17 protein-coding genes are annotated in these 17431 nt (G+C 69.9%); 12 read left to right on the forward strand and 5 right to left on the reverse strand.

Going from position 1 to position 17431, the window contains the following annotated elements; genetic code table 11:
• The first annotated feature begins 146 nt into the window (after positions 1–146).
• Positions 147–308, forward strand: coding sequence for a hypothetical protein (locus B6R96_RS04360; RefSeq protein WP_030385292.1), 162 nt, complete (start codon positions 147–149; stop codon positions 306–308).
• Between the two features lie 131 nt (positions 309–439).
• On the forward strand, positions 440–808 hold the full coding sequence (locus tag B6R96_RS04365) for a PRC-barrel domain-containing protein (protein WP_030391049.1): 369 nt from the start codon (positions 440–442) through the stop codon (positions 806–808).
• Positions 809–905: 97 nt separating this feature from the next.
• Here the strand turns inward: B6R96_RS04365 and B6R96_RS04370 are convergent, their stop codons facing one another.
• The 4 genes from B6R96_RS04370 to B6R96_RS04385 form a co-directional block, all read right to left on the reverse strand.
• Positions 906–1985: a fatty acid desaturase family protein gene (locus B6R96_RS04370; protein ID WP_081521647.1), complete on the reverse strand. Its 1080-nt coding sequence runs from the start codon at positions 1983–1985 to the stop codon at positions 906–908.
• Positions 1986–2148: 163 nt separating this feature from the next.
• Positions 2149–2511 carry an STAS domain-containing protein gene (locus tag B6R96_RS04375; protein ID WP_081521648.1) on the reverse strand — a complete coding sequence of 121 codons (363 nt, stop codon included), beginning with the start codon at positions 2509–2511 and terminating at the stop codon, positions 2149–2151.
• Positions 2508–3794, reverse strand: coding sequence for a PP2C family protein-serine/threonine phosphatase (locus B6R96_RS04380; protein WP_081521649.1), 1287 nt, complete (start codon positions 3792–3794; stop codon positions 2508–2510). Before B6R96_RS04380 ends, B6R96_RS04375 begins: the two co-directional genes overlap by 4 nt.
• Positions 3794–4597, reverse strand: a complete 804-nt coding sequence (locus tag B6R96_RS04385) for an alpha/beta fold hydrolase (protein ID WP_030390374.1) — start codon at positions 4595–4597, stop codon at positions 3794–3796. Before B6R96_RS04385 ends, B6R96_RS04380 begins: the two co-directional genes overlap by 1 nt.
• 583 nt (positions 4598–5180) lie before the next feature.
• Between B6R96_RS04385 and B6R96_RS04390 the strand changes: the two genes are divergently transcribed.
• Positions 5181–6398 carry a phospholipase D-like domain-containing protein gene (locus B6R96_RS04390; protein ID WP_081521650.1) on the forward strand — a complete coding sequence of 406 codons (1218 nt, stop codon included), beginning with the start codon at positions 5181–5183 and terminating at the stop codon, positions 6396–6398.
• Between the two features lie 78 nt (positions 6399–6476).
• Here B6R96_RS04390 and B6R96_RS04395 read toward each other — a convergent pair whose 3' ends face one another.
• Positions 6477–7358: a helix-turn-helix domain-containing protein gene (locus B6R96_RS04395; protein WP_081521651.1), complete on the reverse strand. Its 882-nt coding sequence runs from the start codon at positions 7356–7358 to the stop codon at positions 6477–6479.
• Between the two features lie 806 nt (positions 7359–8164).
• Between B6R96_RS04395 and B6R96_RS04400 the strand changes: the two genes are divergently transcribed.
• The 9 genes from B6R96_RS04400 to B6R96_RS04440 all read left to right on the forward strand — a co-directional run bounded on the left by B6R96_RS04400 (position 8165) and on the right by B6R96_RS04440 (position 17075).
• Positions 8165–9460, forward strand: a complete 1296-nt coding sequence (locus B6R96_RS04400) for an ice-binding family protein (protein WP_081521652.1) — start codon at positions 8165–8167, stop codon at positions 9458–9460.
• A gap of 112 nt (positions 9461–9572) precedes the next feature.
• Positions 9573–10313: a DUF5819 family protein gene (locus tag B6R96_RS04405; protein ID WP_081521653.1), complete on the forward strand. Its 741-nt coding sequence runs from the start codon at positions 9573–9575 to the stop codon at positions 10311–10313.
• Positions 10303–11523 (forward strand): HTTM domain-containing protein, encoded by a 1221-nt coding sequence (locus B6R96_RS04410; protein WP_081521654.1) that lies wholly within the window; start codon positions 10303–10305, stop codon positions 11521–11523. The genes B6R96_RS04405 and B6R96_RS04410 overlap by 11 nt, the downstream gene beginning before the upstream one ends.
• A 144-nt stretch (positions 11524–11667) precedes the next feature.
• Positions 11668–12129 carry a DoxX family membrane protein gene (locus tag B6R96_RS04415; protein ID WP_081521655.1) on the forward strand — a complete coding sequence of 154 codons (462 nt, stop codon included), beginning with the start codon at positions 11668–11670 and terminating at the stop codon, positions 12127–12129.
• A 93-nt stretch (positions 12130–12222) separates the two neighbouring features.
• Positions 12223–12795 (forward strand): YceI family protein, encoded by a 573-nt coding sequence (locus tag B6R96_RS04420; protein ID WP_081521656.1) that lies wholly within the window; start codon positions 12223–12225, stop codon positions 12793–12795.
• 337 nt (positions 12796–13132) lie between these two features.
• Positions 13133–14248: an LLM class flavin-dependent oxidoreductase gene (locus B6R96_RS04425; protein WP_081521657.1), complete on the forward strand. Its 1116-nt coding sequence runs from the start codon at positions 13133–13135 to the stop codon at positions 14246–14248.
• Positions 14245–15135, forward strand: a complete 891-nt coding sequence (locus B6R96_RS04430; protein ID WP_081521658.1) for an ABC transporter permease — start codon at positions 14245–14247, stop codon at positions 15133–15135. The genes B6R96_RS04425 and B6R96_RS04430 overlap by 4 nt, the downstream gene beginning before the upstream one ends.
• 121 nt (positions 15136–15256) lie before the next feature.
• The gene (locus B6R96_RS04435; protein ID WP_081521659.1) at positions 15257–16300 is read left to right on the forward strand and encodes a taurine ABC transporter substrate-binding protein; all 1044 of its coding nucleotides are present in this window, start codon (positions 15257–15259) and stop codon (positions 16298–16300) included.
• Positions 16287–17075: an ABC transporter ATP-binding protein gene (locus B6R96_RS04440; RefSeq protein WP_030390385.1), complete on the forward strand. Its 789-nt coding sequence runs from the start codon at positions 16287–16289 to the stop codon at positions 17073–17075. Before B6R96_RS04435 ends, B6R96_RS04440 begins: the two co-directional genes overlap by 14 nt.
• The last annotated feature ends 356 nt before the right edge of the window (positions 17076–17431 follow it).

The raw sequence follows: 17431 nt of genomic DNA on the forward strand, positions 1-17431 counted from the left end.
CCCCGGGCTCGCGCCTATGAGCTGCGGTCGGGCGCCGTCGAAATCGGGCCGGCTCGTCTGCCCGGCCGTCCGAGTAGGAAACACATAAGAATCGCGTGCATGTCCCGGGTGCGGTCGGGCAGGCGGTGCTGCGGAGGTTGATAACTATGGTTCCCCTGCTTCTCGTTCTTCTGCTGGTTCTTCTTCTCTTCGGCGCGGGTTTCGCGGTGAAGATTCTCTGGTGGGTGGCTCTGGCCGTCCTGATCCTTTGGCTCATCGGCTTCGTCGCCCGTCCGAAGGGCGGTAGCGGCCGCTGGTACCGCTGGTAGCCGAATCGACGAACCATCCCGGCCCCCTAACGATTCCGAATGCGTGAAGCGGTGAATGCGGGGCAGGCGAAGTCCAGGCCGGCGGAGAAACATTTCCCCGCCGTTCTCAATGACCGAGGAGTTGTTTTCGCGTGACTGAACATGTGTGGAGCTACCAGCCGACCTCCGGCCACCTCGCCGGTACCGACCTGACCGGATACAAGGTCGAGGCGACCGACGGCAGCATCGGCAAGGTCGACAAGCACTCCGACGAGGTCGGTGACGCCTACCTGGTCGTCGACACCGGCCCCTGGATCTTCGGCAAGGAGGTCCTCCTGCCGGCCAGCACGGTCGTCAGGATCGACCCCGACGACCAGAAGATCTACGTCGCCGGCACCAAGGAACAGATCAAGAACGCACCCGAGTTCCACCGCGACAAGCACCTCGGCGACACCGGCTACCGCGAGGAACTGGGCACCTACTACGGCACCGGCGCCCCCTTCGGCGGCCGACCCGCCTGACCCCACCCCCACACGACGACGCCGGTCCCGACACCCACCCCGGGTGCCGGGACCGGCGTCGTCACGCCCCCTGTCCGCCCCGCCACCGGGCGGGTGATCAGGCCTCGGACGAGGGTTTCTGCGCCTCCTCGGCCCGGCGACGACGCTGCCGGATGGGGGCGCCTGCGTCGTGAAGGCTGGCGAGCGTCTGCCGGTAGGAACCGATCAGGCTGGTCTCCAGGTAGCTGACACCCAGTTCCTGGCAGTGGCTGCGGACGATGGCCTGGGCCCGGCGCAGGTGCGGGCTCGGCATGCTCGGGAAGAGGTGGTGCTCGATCTGGTAGTTCAGGCCGCCGAGAGCGATGTCGGTGAAACGGCCGCCCCGTACGTCGCGCGAGGTCAGCACTTGACGGCGCAGGAAGTCCGGGCGGTCGGTGCCCCGCAGCACCGGCATGCCCTTGTGGTTCGGGGCGAAGATCGAGCCGAGGTAGACGCCGAAGAGGCATTGGTGGACGACGAGAACCACGATGGCCCTGACGGGCGACAGCACCAGGAACAGCGCACCGAGATAGGCCGCCAGGTGCGTGAGCAGCAGGGCGCCTTCCCAGGCACGGTTCTTGAGGGACGGGTCGGCCAGTGACCGCACCCCGGCCACGTGCAGATTGAAGCCCTCGAGCGTGAGCAGCGGGAAGAACAGGAGCGCCTGGTGGCGGCCCAGGATCCGCGGCAGTCCCGTGGCGGCCCGGGCCTGGTCCTGGGTCCACACCAGGATGTCCGGATCGAGGTCGGGGTCGAGGTCCTCGTGGTTGGGGTTGGCGTGGTGGCGCGTGTGCTTGTCCTGCCACCAGCCGTAGCCCATGCCGATGCCGAGGTTCCCGGCGATGCGCCCGGACAGTTCACTGGGCTTGCGGAGCCGGAAGACCTGGCGGTGCGCGACGTCGTGCGCCAGGAGGGCCACCTGGCCGAACACGAGGGCGAGGAATCCGGCGGCCAGGAGCGTCCACCAGCTGTCGCCGATCATGGCGAAAGCCGTCCAGCCGGCGAGGTAGAGGGCTGTGACGGCGGTGATGCGGAGGGTGTAGTAGCCGGGGCGCCGGCTCATGAGGCCTGCCGCCTGGATCTTCTTCGAGAGCCGGGCGAAGTCGCTGCCCTGCTCCGCCGGTGCGGGAGGGGGACGCACCGTCTGCGAGGGATTCATGATCAGAAGTCGCTTTCCGTACGGAGGGGCGGTGGCGCGTACGCAGGACGTGCGCCGGCGCCGGAAGTGCCCGTGTGGCCCCTACCCCGAATCGCGCAAGGAACGTCCGACCACGCCCAGGGGTTTCGCCTCGGGCACGGGACCCGAAGGAAAGCCGTCGGGCTTACGGCGCGCCGTCGGCGGTCGGTCCTTGCGCCGTGGCCGTCTCGACGTCGGGGTGGATGGTGAAGACCCGGTCGAGGCCGACGATGCGCAGGATGCGGATCGTGTTGTCGGGGACGGCCACCAGGGCGATCTCGGCCTGGGCGGCCACGGCGTGATTGCGGGCGACGATGAGGGCGGTGATACCGCTGGAGTCGCAGAACTGTATGCGGGAAAGGTCCAGGACCAGGCACTGTCCCGGTTCCAGGGCGAGAGTCGTCACGATCTGTCGAAGGCGGGGGGCCTGGTCGTAGTCGAGGTCGCCCGCGATTTCCAGTACGGGTCCGGTGGCGGCGTCTCGGGCCGTGATCGTCAAGGTGCTCATGTCAGATCGTGCTCTCGCGCAACAGGGATGGGATGCGGCACGCCGAGGGCCAGTAGGGCCGTGTCGTCGTCGAGGCCTTCGCCGAAGCCGTCCAGGAGTCCGGTGAGGGCGGCGATCAGCTCGTGCGTCCCGCCGCGGGCGAGGCCGGCGATGAAGGTGCGCAGGGCGTCCTCGCCGTAGAGTTCGCGGTTCTCGCCGACGCGGGCCTCGGTGAGGCCGTCGGTGTAGAGGAGGAGGGAGTCGCCGGGGCCGAGCGTGGTCTCGGCAGCGGTGAAGTGGGGGGCCGGCAGGATTCCGATGAGGAGGCCGCCGGGGGTGGGGAGGTAGTCGGCCCGGCCGTCCGCGCGGACGACGAGCGCGGGGGGATGGCCGCCGGACGCCAGGCGCACGGCCACCGTGGCGGTGGCGGGGTCGGGTTCCATCACACCGAAGATCGCCGTGCAGTAGCGCGGGTCCCCGCCCGTGAACCGCTGGTGCAGCACGGTGTTCAAGGTGGACAGTGCGGCTACGGGATCGGGGTCGTGGAGCGCTGCGGCGCGCAGGGTGTACCGGGTCAGGGAGGTCACGGCGGCAGCCTGGGGTCCTTTGCCGCACACGTCTCCGAGGAAGAACGCCCAGCGCTTGTCGTCCAGCGGGAACAGGTCGTAGAAATCTCCGCCGAGCCGGTCGACGGAGGCGGTGTGGTAGTAAGAGGCCGCTTCCATGCCGGGCACCGCGGGCAGGGCGGCGGGGAGCAGGCTCTGCTGGAGCACCACGAGTGCTTCCCGCAGTCGCTCCCGGTCCGCTTCGGCCTGTCGGCGGGCTTCCTCCGCCACCTGACGCTCGCGGAGCAGTTCGCCTTCGTAGGCGCGGCGCTGGCGGGCGTCGAAGAGGGTGGTGCGGATCAGTATCGGCTCGCCGTCGCCGCTCTTCTTCACGCTGGAGGTGACCAGGACCGGGAGGCGCCCGCCGCCCGCTGCCTTGAGCTCCAGCGCAATCTCGCTGATCTTTCCCTGCATCCGCAGGAGCGGCGCGAAGTGCGTCTCGTGGTAGAGCTTGCCACCGATCGTGAGCAGGTCGGTGAAGCGTCTGCGTCCCACGACCTGCTCGCGTGTGAGGCCGACCCAGTCCAGGAGCGTCGTGTTGATCCTGGCGATGGTGCCGTCCATCAGGGTGGACAGGTAGCCGCAGGGGGCGGATTCGTAGAGTTCCTCCGCGGTGTCCTCCAGCAGGGAGGAGAACACCGCGTCGGTGGCCGACTCCTCGTCCTCGGGTCGCTCCGGATTGTGGGCGGTTCGGCCCATCACCGCAGCTCCCGCAGGAAGGTGCGGATGGCTGACGCGGTGGCCTCGGGAGCGCTCAGCTGAGGACAGTGACCCGTGGCGTCCAGGGTGACCAGGCGGCTTCCGGCGACGGCCGAGTGGACGTAGCTGCCGACCTCACGCGGCGCGATCACGTCCTGGGAGCATTCCAGCACCAGCGTCGGCACGGTCACCGACTTCAGGTCGGCGCGGCTGTCGGAGAGGAACGTGGTGCGGGCGAAGACACGGGCGACGGCCGGATCGGTGGCGCAGAAGCTGTTGGCCAGCTGGTCCCCCAGTTCCGGACGTTCCGGGTTGGCCATGATCACCGGCGCCATCACGGCCGACCAGCCGAGGTAGTTCGACTCGAGCGACTGGAGCAGTTCCTCGATGTCTTCGGCACTGAAGCCGCCGCGGTAGGTGTCGTCGTCGATGTAGCAGGGGGAAGGGCCGACCATCACCATGGAGGAAAACCGTTCGGGGGCGGCGGCCGCGGCGTGGACGCCGATCATCGCGCTGACCGAATGCCCCACGAAGGCCACGTCCCGCAGGTCCAGGGCTTCGCACACCTCGACCACGTCGCGGGCATAGCCGTGCAGCGACCCGTAGCGTTCGGCACTCCAGGCGGACGGGTCGGAGCCGCCCGATCCGACGTAGTCGAACAGCACCACCTGGTAGTCCTCGGCCAGCGCCGGGGTCACCAGGTTCCACATGTTCTGGTCACAGCCGAACCCGTGGGCCAGCATCACCACGGGCCTGCCGGGTGAGCCGCTGACCTTCACGTTGTTCCTGCGGAGAATATCCATCCGGTCATCCTGTCATTGGCCTGGAGCATCGGCGCAGCTGCCGGATCGGGCGGTCTGCGCTGATGCCTTGCAGAGAGGCGGGGTCGGCGCGTCGGGTGCCGCGGCCGACGGGACTCGGTCCCGGGCGGCCGCCACGGCACGCACCGAGGAATTCCCGCTGACGGAAGAACAGTGCAGGCAATCAAAAGAGCGGACCGAATACAATACGAAATCGAACCCGCCACTGGGAATACGAAGCGGCCCACATCCCCGGCGACGCATGAAGGCCGGTGGGAGAAATTTGAAGTTTTGGGGCCCGCGACTGCAACGGAGATCAACAATAGCACGCCGTGGCGGCTCGCCCGGAAAATGATGAAAACTCACCGCCGGGCCAAAAACCCTCTCCACCTGGACCACTAATTCCTTATACCGCGATGACAGATATGGGCAGCCCGCCGACCACTTCTCCGTCGAGTCCGCGGCGGGGGTACGGGAGGGGGTGGGGAGGCCGACGCCTGCGCCCGGTCTGCGGCTGTGTACAGTCGGCTCGCCCCGGCGGTTGCCGGACGTGCGGGGCGGCGTCCTCAACCGGTCGGGTGGAGTCATGACGAGTACAACGAGCGGGGCACGACTGCCCGACGCGGCGACCACCACCGTGCTGCCGGTGGCCGAGCGCAAACAGCGCATGCGGCGCCGCCTGGAGCGGCTGATCGGCATCGCCGCCACCGAGGGGAACTCGCTGCTCCCCCTGCGCAACGGGGACGAGATCTTCACGGCGATGCTGGACAGCATCCGCGCCGCCGAACACACCGTCGACATGATGACCTTCGTGTACTGGCGCGGCGAGATAGCCCGGCAGTTCGCGCAGGCGCTGGCGGACCGGGCCCGTGCGGGCGTCCGGGTACGACTGCTGCTGGACGGCTTCGGCAGCCGGCTCATCGAGCAGGACCTGCTGGACCTGATGGAGGACGCCGGGGCCCAGGTGGCGTGGTTCCGCAAGCCCCTCTACCTCTCCCCGCTCAAGCAGAACCACCGCTGCCACCGCAAGGTGCTGGTCGTCGACGAGCAGACGGCCTACACCGGCGGAGTCGGTATCGCCGAGGAATGGTGCGGCAACGCCCGCAACGAGAACGAGTGGCGCGACACCCACGTCCGGCTGCGCGGCCCGGCCGTCGACGGCGTTGCCGCCGCCTTCGCCCAGAACTGGGCCGAGTGCCACGACACCCTCTTCGACGACCGGGACCGTTTCACCGACCACACGCCCCAGGGCGACGCAGTGGTCCAGGTGGTCCGGGGATCGGCCAGCTTCGGCTGGCAGGACATGCAGACCCTGATGCGCGTGGCCATCGAATCCGCCCAGCAGCGCTTTCGCCTGTCCACCGCCTACTTCGCCCCGGACGCCTATTTCATCGAGCTGCTGTGCGCAGCAGCCCGCCGGGGCATCGAGGTCGAGATACTCCTGCCCGGCCCCCACACCGACAAGCGCGTCTGCCGGCTGGCCGGTCAGAACTTCTACGCGGACCTCCTCGCCTGCGGGGTGAAGATCTTCGAGTACCAGCCGACGATGATGCACGCCAAGGTCATCACCGTCGACGGGATCGCGGCCCTGATCGGCTCCACCAATTTCAACCGCCGCTCCCTGGACCACGACGAAGAGGTCATGCTCGCGGTCCTGGACGAGGACTTCACCGCAACCCTGGACCGCCACTTCGACGAGGACCTGGAGGCCAGCGAGCGGATGGTCGCAGCGCGCTGGAACCGCCGCTCCACGACGCAACGACTGCGCGAACTGGCTGTCACCCCCATTCGCCGGTTCCTGTGACCACCGCCCGACGCCGGAACGCAGGGACACCGCCCGGCGTCGGGTCGGGCTTCCTCGCGGCACGTCCTTCGACGGCGATCACGGTCGGCCCGACGGCGGTGCGGTGTCCGGCAGCCCCTGGGCGGCGCGGGTGATGAAGGTGCGGGTGTGCTCCGGGCTCAGGGCCCGGCTCCGCAGGTGGTCGAACATGGCGCCGTAGTGCCGCACGTCGGATCGTTTCTCCAGGTAGAGGTCGCTGGTGAACCGCTCCAGATACACCGTGGCGGCCGTTGCGGTGTCCGGGAAGTCGAGGATGGAGAACTGTCCGCAGACGCCCGGGTGGGCTCCCGCACTGTACGGAAGGACCTGCACGGTGATGTGCGGCTGCTCGCCGAGGCGGTTCAGGTGGTCGAGTTGTTCGCGCATGATCTCGCGGCTGCCGACCACGCGGCGCAGTGCCGATTCGTCCAGCACGACCCATAAACGGAAAGGCCGGGCGGGGTGGTGGGCGCGGGACTGGCGACCCAGCCGCACTCCGAGGCGCACGGCGATCTGTTCCTCCGCGGCCAGAGGGATCGTTTCCGCGATGACCGCGGCCGCATAGGCGGGCGTTTGCAGCAGGCTGGGGATCACCAGGGGTTCGTAGGAGCGGACGGAAGCGGCTGCCGTCTCCAGGCCGATGTAGACGGCGTGCGGGACTTCCCCGTAGGCGACCCACCAGCCCTGCCGGTTCGATTCCGTGGCCATCTCCATCAACGAGTCGACGACCTGTTGGTCCGTGACGTCGTAGAGGCCGCACAGGTCCCGCACATCGCGCGGGCTGATGGCGCGGCGGCCGTTCTCCAAGTGGCTGACCTTGGGCTGGGAGATCAACAGGTGTTCGGCCACCTGTGTACTGGTCAGGCCACGGGCCAGACGGAGCCGGCGCAGCTCCGCGCCCAGCCTGCGTCGCCTGACGGTCGGGTTTCCATTCACCGCCACGGGCGGTCTACCTCCGGCTCGGAACTGTTCACCAGTCGCCGCAGAAGTGCCGCGGCCGGGCCCGGGCGAACACATGCGCCGCGCAATGATGATCGAGGGGCTCGCCGTCGAGTGTCGTGGGGCGCGGACGCAGCCGCGTGCACAGCCCGAGCGGAATTCACCCGAACGCCACACCCTCCCACCCATCTACCGGAAAAGTCTGCTTACCTGCCCGGTGTTGCGTGCGGGTTCCGGGGTCGTCCCCTCCGGTGTCGGCCGCCGGCCCCGCTGCGCGTGCGGCCGGACCGCCAGGCAGGACGGGACGAAAAGGCAGTCGGCAGTCGGCACTCGGCAGTCACGTGCGAATGGGATACGCCCGCTCCGACGAAACAGGCATCGCTCACCGATTCGACCGGCCGGTGTTCGAACTCGCGCGAGAAATGAAGCAAAACGCTCCCGCCCGGAGTCATATCGATAGACGCGAAGTCGATTCGGCGCGCCCGCCCCGCAACAACTTCATGACATCACCCGCCTGGCGGAACTTCCCATGTGCGGCAGATTTGAATTCACTGCCGGATGACCGACACCGCCTCGTGCGAGTTAATTCGGCCCCATCCGGCGGGGGGAACATCGGATGATAGGCGCGGCAAGTCCTGCTATTTTCAGCGCGCCGCCCGGTACTGAATATGCTTGTCATTCCCCGGCCTTCTCCTGTGCGCCTTTGACGCATGAATGTTGCTGCGTAATATGCGGCGACAACGAAAAGGCTTCCCGGGCGATCGGTAGGAGCCCGGTATGCCACGACCCCCACAGGAAATGGCCTCTTGATGAAGCTGAGAATCCCGGCGGCTCAGCGCCGCACCCTGTCCGGTTGGCTGTCCTCGGCCGTCGCAGTGACGGTCGCCGCCGTCATGGTTGCCGGACTGCCGTCGCAGGCCATGGCCATCGCGACACCCGTGCCGCTGGGCACCACCGCCAGCTATTCGGTCCTGGCAGGTCAGGGAGTCACCAATACCGGCCCCACCCTGATCGACCACGATCTCGGGACGCACCCGAACCCGGCCATCACCGGATTCCCGCCCGGTCTGGTGCTCGGCGCCGTGCACCCCGCGGACGCCGCGGCCGCCCAGGCCAAGAGTGATCTGATCGTGGCCTACAACAACGCGGCGGGGCAATTGGGCGGCCAGGCACCGGACTTCCCGCTGGCGGCGGGAATCGGCGGGGGCCAGGAGCTGCTTCCCGGCGTCCACAGGGCAACCGCCGGTGTCGGCCTCACCGGCGACCTGATCCTGAACGCCGGAGGAAACCCCAATTCGGTCTGGGTGTTCCAGATTCCCGAAGCCCTGACCACGGCATCCAACAGCCGGATCCTCCTGACGAACGGCGCTTCGCCGTGCAACGTCTACTGGCAGATCGGGAGTTCGGCAACCCTCGGCACCACGTCCACCTTCGTGGGCACCATCATGGCCCTGACCTCCATCTTCGTGAACCAGGGGGCGAACATCCAGGGCCGGGCGCTGGCTCGTAACGGCGAGGTGACGCTCAACAACAACAGGATCTTCCTCGGCGGATGCCCCACCGGTGGAACGACGACCGGCACGACCACGGGTACGACGACCGGCACGACCACCGGTACGACGACCGGTGCGACGACCGGCACGACCGGAACGCCGACCGCGGGCACGACGACCGGCACGACCGTGGGTCTGATCGGTGGCGGCCTCCTGGGCGGACCGATCGTCGACCTCGTGTCCGGCGGTACCTCGGGGAACGTCGCCGGAAACACCTCCGGTAACACCGCGGGCAACACGGCCGGTAACAGCACCGGCGGCAACACGACCGGTGGCAACACGACGGGCGGGACCATCACCGGCGGCAACGTCACCGGCGGCCACGGCGGTCAGCCCGGCGGACCGGACCACGGCGGGCCGGACAATGGCGGCCCCGACCACCACGGCGGCCTGGAGCACCACGGGCCGGAGCACGGCGGGCCGGGCCATGGGCACGAGGAGGGTCCCGGTAAGCCGGGCCACGACCACGACCACGGGGGCAAGCCCGGCGACCACTACGGCTACGGCAACAAGCCCGCGGGCCACGAGGGTCACGAAGGCCACGAGGGCTAGGCAGCAGGCTGCACTGACCCCGTTCATCGGATGACGGCGCGCGGCGGAATTCCTGTCGAATCCGCCGCGCGCCGTGCTCGAGGGTCGCGCAGACCTCAGGCGAACAGCAGACATGAGAAAGACCGGGTGGGCGGTGTCGAGCGGAATTGAATCTGCGGGCGTCAAGGAACTTCATCGGTCCGATTCCCCTCCGGCCCGCGAGGAGTGCCCTGCGGAAGTGGCCGGACCGGGCAAGTCGCCCATGGGCGTTCGTTTTCTGAGATCAGGGCTGTACGCCGCTGTGGTCCTCTGTCTGGTGACGGCCCTGGTCCACGTCGTCCTGGTGTTCTTTCATGTGGCTCCCGCCAACCCCGTATCGAAGCGCTACAGCTCGCAGATCAACGGATGGGTCTATCCGCTCTTCGAACAGAACTGGCGGCTCTTCGCCCCGGACCCCGACTCCTTCAACCGGAAAATCCTGGCGAGGACCGCACACACCGACTCCAAAGGGTCGATGCAGGTGACCTCCTGGTTCGACCTGGCTGCCGTCGACCATTCCGAAGTCGACCACAATGTATTTCCCAGCCATACGTCCCAGAACCTCCTGCGCCGCGCCTGGACCTCTTATGTCGAGACGCATGGAGCCAGCGATACGCCACGCTCGGAACGGGCCGTGATGTTGCAGACGTATCTGCGCAATATCGCCGTGGACCGCGTCACCGACCATGACGACGGCCGCGCTGTCGAGTTCATTCAGCTCCGGGTCGTCACGCTGCCCGTCGCTGCGCCCGGCACAACGGCCGGGAACCGTCCGCCGGCACCCACCGAGGACCGGCTCCTGCCCTGGTGGAAGGTGACCTCCCATGGGAAATGAGCAGATCCCGCAGCCCCCTTCCACGGCAGCCGCGCCGTACCGACCCGGGGGCCAGGAGGCCTCGGTCACCGGCACGGCCCACCGCTGGCTCCTCGACCGGATCGGCGAACTGTGGACGCTTCTCACCGACCGGCCGATCTCCCTGTACGCCGCGTCCGTTCTGCGCATCGGCTACGGGCTGCTCTACCTGGTCTTCCTGCTGCGCGAGTTCCCGCACCGTGACGAAATCTGGGGCCCCGGCTCACCCTGGACGCCGGCGATGGCGCAGCAGCTCTTCGCGCAGACGGGCTGGAACAGCGTCCTGCTCCTGTCCGACAGCCGCGCCTACTTCGAACTCTGCTACGTGGCGGCCCTCGTCACGTCCGCGCTGTTCATGCTGGGCTGGCGGACCCGTGCCATGTCCGTCCTCTTCGCCGTCGTGGTGACCTCGTTCCACGCCAGGTCGATCTTCATGACGGACGGGGGTGACAACCTGATCCTGCTGATGTCCCTCTACCTCGTCCTCACCGCGTGCGGTCGGCGCTGGTCCCTGGACGCACGCCGGCAGCGGCGGAGGGCAGCCCGTGCGAGCGACGCGCCGGAGCCGGTGCGGGGCTTGTACGCACAACAACTCCACGATGCGCGTTCCACCTTGACGACGGTGGTGCACAACTGCGGCATCCTCGTCATCGCGGCACAGGTCTGCTTCCTCTACGGATCGGCCGGCCTGTACAAGATCCAGGGCCCGACCTGGGGCGGCGGCACCGCTCTCCACTACGCGCTGAACCTCGAACTCTTCCAACCCTGGCCCGCGCTCTCCCACTTCGTGGACGCGTACCCGATGGCTGTCGCGATCGCCGGCTACGTGACGGTGCTCTTGCAGGTCGCCTTCCCGTTCGTGCTGTTCGGCAGGCTCAAGTACCCCGTTCTGACCGTGCTGCTGGGCATGCACCTCGGAATCGCCGTGCTCCTGGGGTTGCCCCTCTTCTCCGGCGCGATGATCGTTGCGGACGCCGTGTTCCTTCCCGATCGCTTCTACGCCTTCCTGCCTCACCTGTGGCGACGCGCAGTACGGCGCACCGGGCTGTGGCACCCCGGTCCCGCCCCAGCGGCGGGATCCGCACTCGTACCTCCGCAGGGCAGGCCCGTCCCACCCGGTTCCATGCAGCCGGCCGTCCCTGCGCAGAAGGACACCGCTGCGGCCGCCGGACTCGCATCCGAGCAGAGCTGAGCTGAGCAGCCACGTCGACGTGAAGCGGGGCCCGGGTGACGGCCGGCTCGTCCCCGGGACCAGTCAGGGGAGATTGCCCCGTTTGACACCCTTCGGACTGATGGCAGGGTGGTAGAAGGGGCCGGCAGCACCTGGAGGCTCGGCATGGCATCTGGTTCGGTATGGCGTTCCGCAGCGCGGCAACTTCCGCTCAGGCTCACGAGCGGCGCTTTCTTCCTGAACTCCGGACTGTCGAAGCTCGGAGCGGACGAGGGCACCGCTCAGGGACTGCAGCAGTTCGCCGCCACGACCTACCCGTTCCTGGGCAAGCAGGACGCCCAGAAGTTCGTCCGGGTGCTCGCCGTCGGAGAGCTCGCCATCGCCACGGCGCTGCTCGTGCCGGTCGTCCCCGCCGCTGTCGCCGGGGCCGCACTGACCGCCTTCTCCGTCGGCACGATCGGGCTCTACCTGCGCACACCCGGGATGCGGGAGGAAGGCAGCCTGCGCCCGACCCAGCAGGGAATCGCCCTGGCCAAGGACGTCTGGCTGCTGGGCATCGGCGCCTCCCTCCTCGCCGACGGCGTCACGGAGCACCGACACCACCGGTGCCACCGGCATCACCGGTGACCTTGGGCGACACCGAGTAACACCGAGTAACACCAGGGTGGCGCCGGTGGACGCCCGGGTGGCACGCCGTGAACACGCCGGCCGGGAGCGCGCATGGTCATGACCAAGTGGTTCTTCGAGCCCGGTCACACCGCGGCGGAGTTCCGCGCCCGGCACATGATGGTCACCTTCGTGCGCGGGCAGCTCAAGAACGTGACGGGCACGCTGGAAGTGGATGAGGACCGGCCGGAAGGGGCGCGGATCGAGGCGGCGGCCGACGCGACCCGGGTGTACACCGGGCAGCCCCAGCGCGACGCCCATCTCCGAAGTGCCGACTTCTTCGACGTCGAGCACCACCCGACCTGGACGTTCGCCGGGTCGCGCGTCCATCAGGTGAGCGGCACCGAGTTCGAGGTCACCGGCGATCTGACCGTACGCGGCGTGACGCGGCCCGTGACCTTCGACGTCACCTACCTGGGGCAGTGGGACACCCCTTGGTGGGAGGAGGGGCGGGACCTCGGGCCCAGGCGGCGCGCCGGCTTCACCGCCAGGACGCGCATCAATCGGCATGACTTCGGGGTGAGTTGGAACGACGCGGTCGGCCGCGGCGGAGTGGTGGTCAGCCCCACGGTCGATGTCGTGGTCGACGTCGAAGCCGTCCTCGAGCCCGGCGAACCGACCGCCTGAGCACGAAACCGACCGCCGTCCCGAAGTACGAAACAGTTTGGTCCACCATTCGGACCCTGCTTGCGTGCGCCCGAGCCGCGCCGACAGGATACGGCCATGGCCCCCGTACTCGTATCGCGTCGTCACGTAGATCTGCTGCGTGTCTCGACCATGCTGTGTCGGGCCGACTTCTCCCGTGCGCGCGGCTGTTGATCCGCTGATCCGCCGCTTCTGACACTGCACGGACGACCGCGCGCCGCCCACGCGCCTCCTTCCGCCTGCCCTCCTGCCCGTGTACACGTGTCACCCTCCTTCGGTGGCGGCACGTGGCATGCCGCTGCTTCGACGAGGTCCCCTCATGCCGGAAAGCCCTCTCCTCCTCCACTGGTTCCTGCCCACCGGCGGGGACGGCCGCGATCCCGGCGGCGTCACCGCCGTCCAGGGCCGTACCGGTGCCGCCACCCGGCGGCCCGCGGACATCCCGTACCTCGCCCAGGTGGCCCGAGCCGCCGAGCAGGCCGGATTCCACTCGCTGCTCACTCCCGTGGGGCTCGGTTGCGTGGATCCCTGGATCCTCACCGCCGCCCTCGCGCAGCACACCACCCGCATCGGGTTCCTCGTGGCGTTCCGCGCCGGATTCGCCAGCCCGACCCTGCTCGCCCAACAGGCCGACGCCTTCCGCCGGTTCGCGGGAGGCCGGCTCGCGCTGAACGTGGTGACGGGCGGCGATCCCGCCGAACAGCGCGCGTACGGAGACCGGTTGGAGCACGATGCCCGCTACGCCCGCACCGAGGAGGTGATGGCCGTCCTCCGCACGCTGCTGGACGGCAGGACGGCCGACCACGACGGGGCCCACCTGCGGATCGAGGGGGCCCGGTTGACCGATCCGGACGTGCGTCACCCGGTGGCGCTGTACTTCGGCGGGGCCTCGCCCGCCGCCGAGGAGGTCGCCGCGCGACAGGCCGACGTACAGCTGCTGTGGGGCGAGCCGCCCGCCGCCGTCGCCACACGTGTCGCCCGGGTGAGGGAGCGGGCTCGGACGGCCGGCCGCAGGGTGCGGTTCGGGCTGCGGCTGCACATCATCAGCCGGGACACCGCCGCCGAGGCCTGGTCGGAGGCCGACCGGATCCTCGACGGGATCGATCCCGCGGCCGTACGGGCGAGTCAGGAGCGGTTCGCCGCCATGGACTCCACCGGGCAGGCCCGGATGACGGCACTGCACGGCGGGGTCGCGGACGCCGCCCGTCTCACGGTCGCACCGAACCTGTGGGCGGGCATCGGGCTGGTCCGCGAGGGCGCCGGGACCGCGCTGGTCGGCTCGCACGACGAGGTGGCCGCGCGACTCGCCGAGTACCGGGCCCTGGGCATCGACGAGTTCGTCCTCTCCGGCTATCCGCACCTCGAAGAGGCGTACCGGGTCGGCGAGGAAGTGGCGCCGCGGCTGCGCGCCCTCACCGGGGCGGCCGCCGCATGACCGCGCTCACGACTGCGTCGACCGCGCCGGCCGGGCCGGATCGCCGCCCGCAGCCCGGCCCGGATCCGGCCGGGACCGCCTCGCCCCGGCGGGGGCGGCTGCGCGAAGCGTTCCGCTGGGGCGTGCTGCGGATCGTGGCCCTGGCGGTGCTCCTCGCCGCGTGGCAGGCCGTGGTGTCCGCCGAGGTGTGGCCGCGGGTTCTGGTGCCCTCCCCCGGTGACGTCTGGCGGCAGTTCGTCCTCGCCTCCACCGTGCACGACGGGGTACGCGGCTACGGCGGCCACCTGCTGATCGAGCACCTGGGGGTGAGCCTGGGCCGGATCGGCACCGGCTCCGCCTACGCCGTGCTGGCCGGGGTGCCCCTGGGCCTGCTGATCGGTACGGTCCGGCCGCTGGCCGTCGTACTGGAACCGGCGGTGACCTTCCTGCGGACCCTGCCGCCGCTCGCCTACCTCTCACTGCTCGTCATCTGGTTCGGCATCGACGAGGCCCCCAAGATCTGGCTGCTGGTGATCGCCGCGCTGCCGCCGATCGCGGCGGCCACCGCGGCCGCCGTCCGCACGGTCCCCGGTCACCTCGTGGAGGCCGCACGCGCCTTGGGTTCGGGCCCGGTCCCCCTGCTGCTGTCCGTGCGGCTGCCTTCCGCCCTCCCCGAGATCCTCACGGGCATCCGGATCGCCGTCGGTGTCGCCTACACCTCGGTCGTCGCGGCGGAGACCATCAACGGCGTGCCCGGGATCGGCGGCATGATCCGCGACGCGCAGCGCTACAACCAGACCGCCCTGGTGATCGCGGGCATCCTCGCCATCGGACTGTCCGGGATCGTGCTGGACGCGCTCCTCCGGCTCGTCGAGCGGGTCGCCGTGCCGTGGCGCGGCCGCGCCTGACCCCCTCGCCCGCCCCTCGCCCCCCTTCGCTCTGCCCCGCGCTCCCCCTCTGCGCCTCCTGTCCCCGCACCACTCCTCCTCTGCCCCCTGTGGCCGTCCGACTTCAGACCGGAGATCATCCATGCCCGCACCCCTGTCCCGCCGCACCCTCCTGCTCGCCGCGGCCGTCGCCCTGACGGCCTCCGCCACCGCCGCGTGCGCAGGTGGCGGGGATGCGGCCGGCGGCTCCGCCGGGCGGACCACCGTACGCATCGCCTACCAGGCGATACCCAACGCCGACCTGGTGGTGAAGAACCAGAAGCTGCTGGAGAAGTCCCTCCCCGAAGTCGACGTGAAGTGGGTGAAGTTCGAGTCCGGGGGCGACGTCAACACGGCCGTCATCGCCGGGGCGGTCGACCTGGGACTGGCCGGGTCGAGCCCGGTCACCAAGGGCCTGTCCGCGCCGCTGAACATCCCGTACAAGGTGGTGTGGATCCACGACCTGATCGGGGACAACGAGGCACTCGTCGCCAAGCCCGGGATCGGTTCGGTGAAGGAGCTGGCGGGCAAGAAGGTGGCCACCCCCTTCGGGTCGACCGCCCACTACTCGCTGCTCGCCGCGCTCACCGCTGCCGGTGTCGAGCCGTCGGCCGTGCAGACCATCGACCTCCAGCCGCAGGACGCCCTCGCCGCGTGGAAGCGCGGGGACATCGACGCCGCGTACGTGTGGACGCCGACGCTGGGCGAACTGACGAAGGACGGCAAGGTGCTCGTGAGCAGCCGTGAACTGGCCTTGCAGGGCAAGCCCACGGCCGACCTGGGGGTGGTCACGAACGCGTTCGCGGCCAAGCACCCGGAGGTGGTGACCGCCTGGATCAAGGCGCAGGACCAGGCCGTCGCCCAGGCGCGCACCGCGCCGGACGAGGCCGCCAGGTCCATCGGCGCCGAGCTCGGGCTGCCGGCGGACGAGGCGAAGCGGCAGCTGTCGGAACTGGTGCTGCTGAGCGCGAAGGAGCAGACCGGACCCGAGTACCTGGGCACGCCGGGCGCCCCGGGCAGGCTGGCGGCGAACCTGCACGACGCGGCCGTGTTCCTGAAGGGGCAGAAGGCCGTGGACGCGGTGCCGGACGAGGCCGTGTTCGGGCGGGCGCTCGCGGTGGAGGAGCTCGGCCGTGCCGCGAACTGACGCTCCGGACAAGGAAGTCGCGGTCGTCGACCTGGCGGGGGTGTCGGTCAGGTACGGCTCCGCCAAGCAGCCGGTGACGGCGCTCGAAGGCGTGGACCTACGGATCCACGCGGGCGAGTTCGTCGTCCTGGTCGGGCCGTCCGGCTGCGGGAAGACGAGCCTGCTGCGCGTGGTGGCGGGCTTCGAGCGGCCCGCTTCGGGTGACGCCCGGGTGCGGGGCGCACTCCCCCGGCCGGGCTCGGGGGCAGGGGTCGTGTTCCAGCAGCCCCGGCTGTTCCCCTGGCGCACGGTCGGCGGGAACCTCGGCTTCGCGCTGGCCCGCCTGGGAGTGCCGCGCACCGATCGGCCCGGCCGGATCGCCGAGCTGCTGGAGCGGGTGGGGCTGGCGGGTATGGCGGGCCGGCGGACATGGGAGCTGTCGGGCGGCCAGCAGCAGCGGGTGGCCCTCGCCCGGGCGCTGGCGGCGGAGCCCGAACTCCTGCTCATGGACGAGCCGTTCGCCGCGCTCGATGCGCTGACCCGGGAACGGCTCCAGGAGGAGGTGCGGGCCCTGGCCGGGCGGCTCGGCACGACGGTGCTGTTCGTGACCCACTCGGCGGAGGAAGCGGTACTGCTGGGCTCCCGGGTGCTGGTCATGGCCGCGGGGCCGGGGCGGGTGGTTGCGGAGCTGCCGGTGGGCCTGGACCGAGCGGCGGACACGGACGTCTCCGCGCTGCGGGCCTCGCCGGAGTTCGCCCGGCTGCGCGGCCGCCTCGCCGAGATCATGCTCGGCTGAGCCGAGAAGTGTTGCCCGTCTACTGCGGGAGCGTGAACTGCATGAACATGCTGTGGCCGGCGGCCAAGGAAGGATCCCGGCCACCGGCGCCCCGGCCCCGGCTGTGGTTACCTGGGCCCATGACCGTTCTCGTGACCCGTCGCCACGTCGACTACGTGCGTGTCACGACCACGGGTTGTCCCGTCACCGGCTGACACGGCGCCGCGCGGCATCGCTCCGCGCTTCCCGCCACGCACTCCGCGCACCCGTCGTTCGCAGGCGGTCCCGTCCCACCCGACCGCCGCCGCCACGGCTGCTGTCGGGACGGGAGCCGGGCGGTGGCCGGGCCGCAGCTCCGCGGTCCCTTCCCCGACACG

The sequence above is a fragment of the Streptomyces sp. Sge12 genome, assembly GCF_002080455.1.
GTDB lineage: Bacteria > Actinomycetota > Actinomycetes > Streptomycetales > Streptomycetaceae > Streptomyces.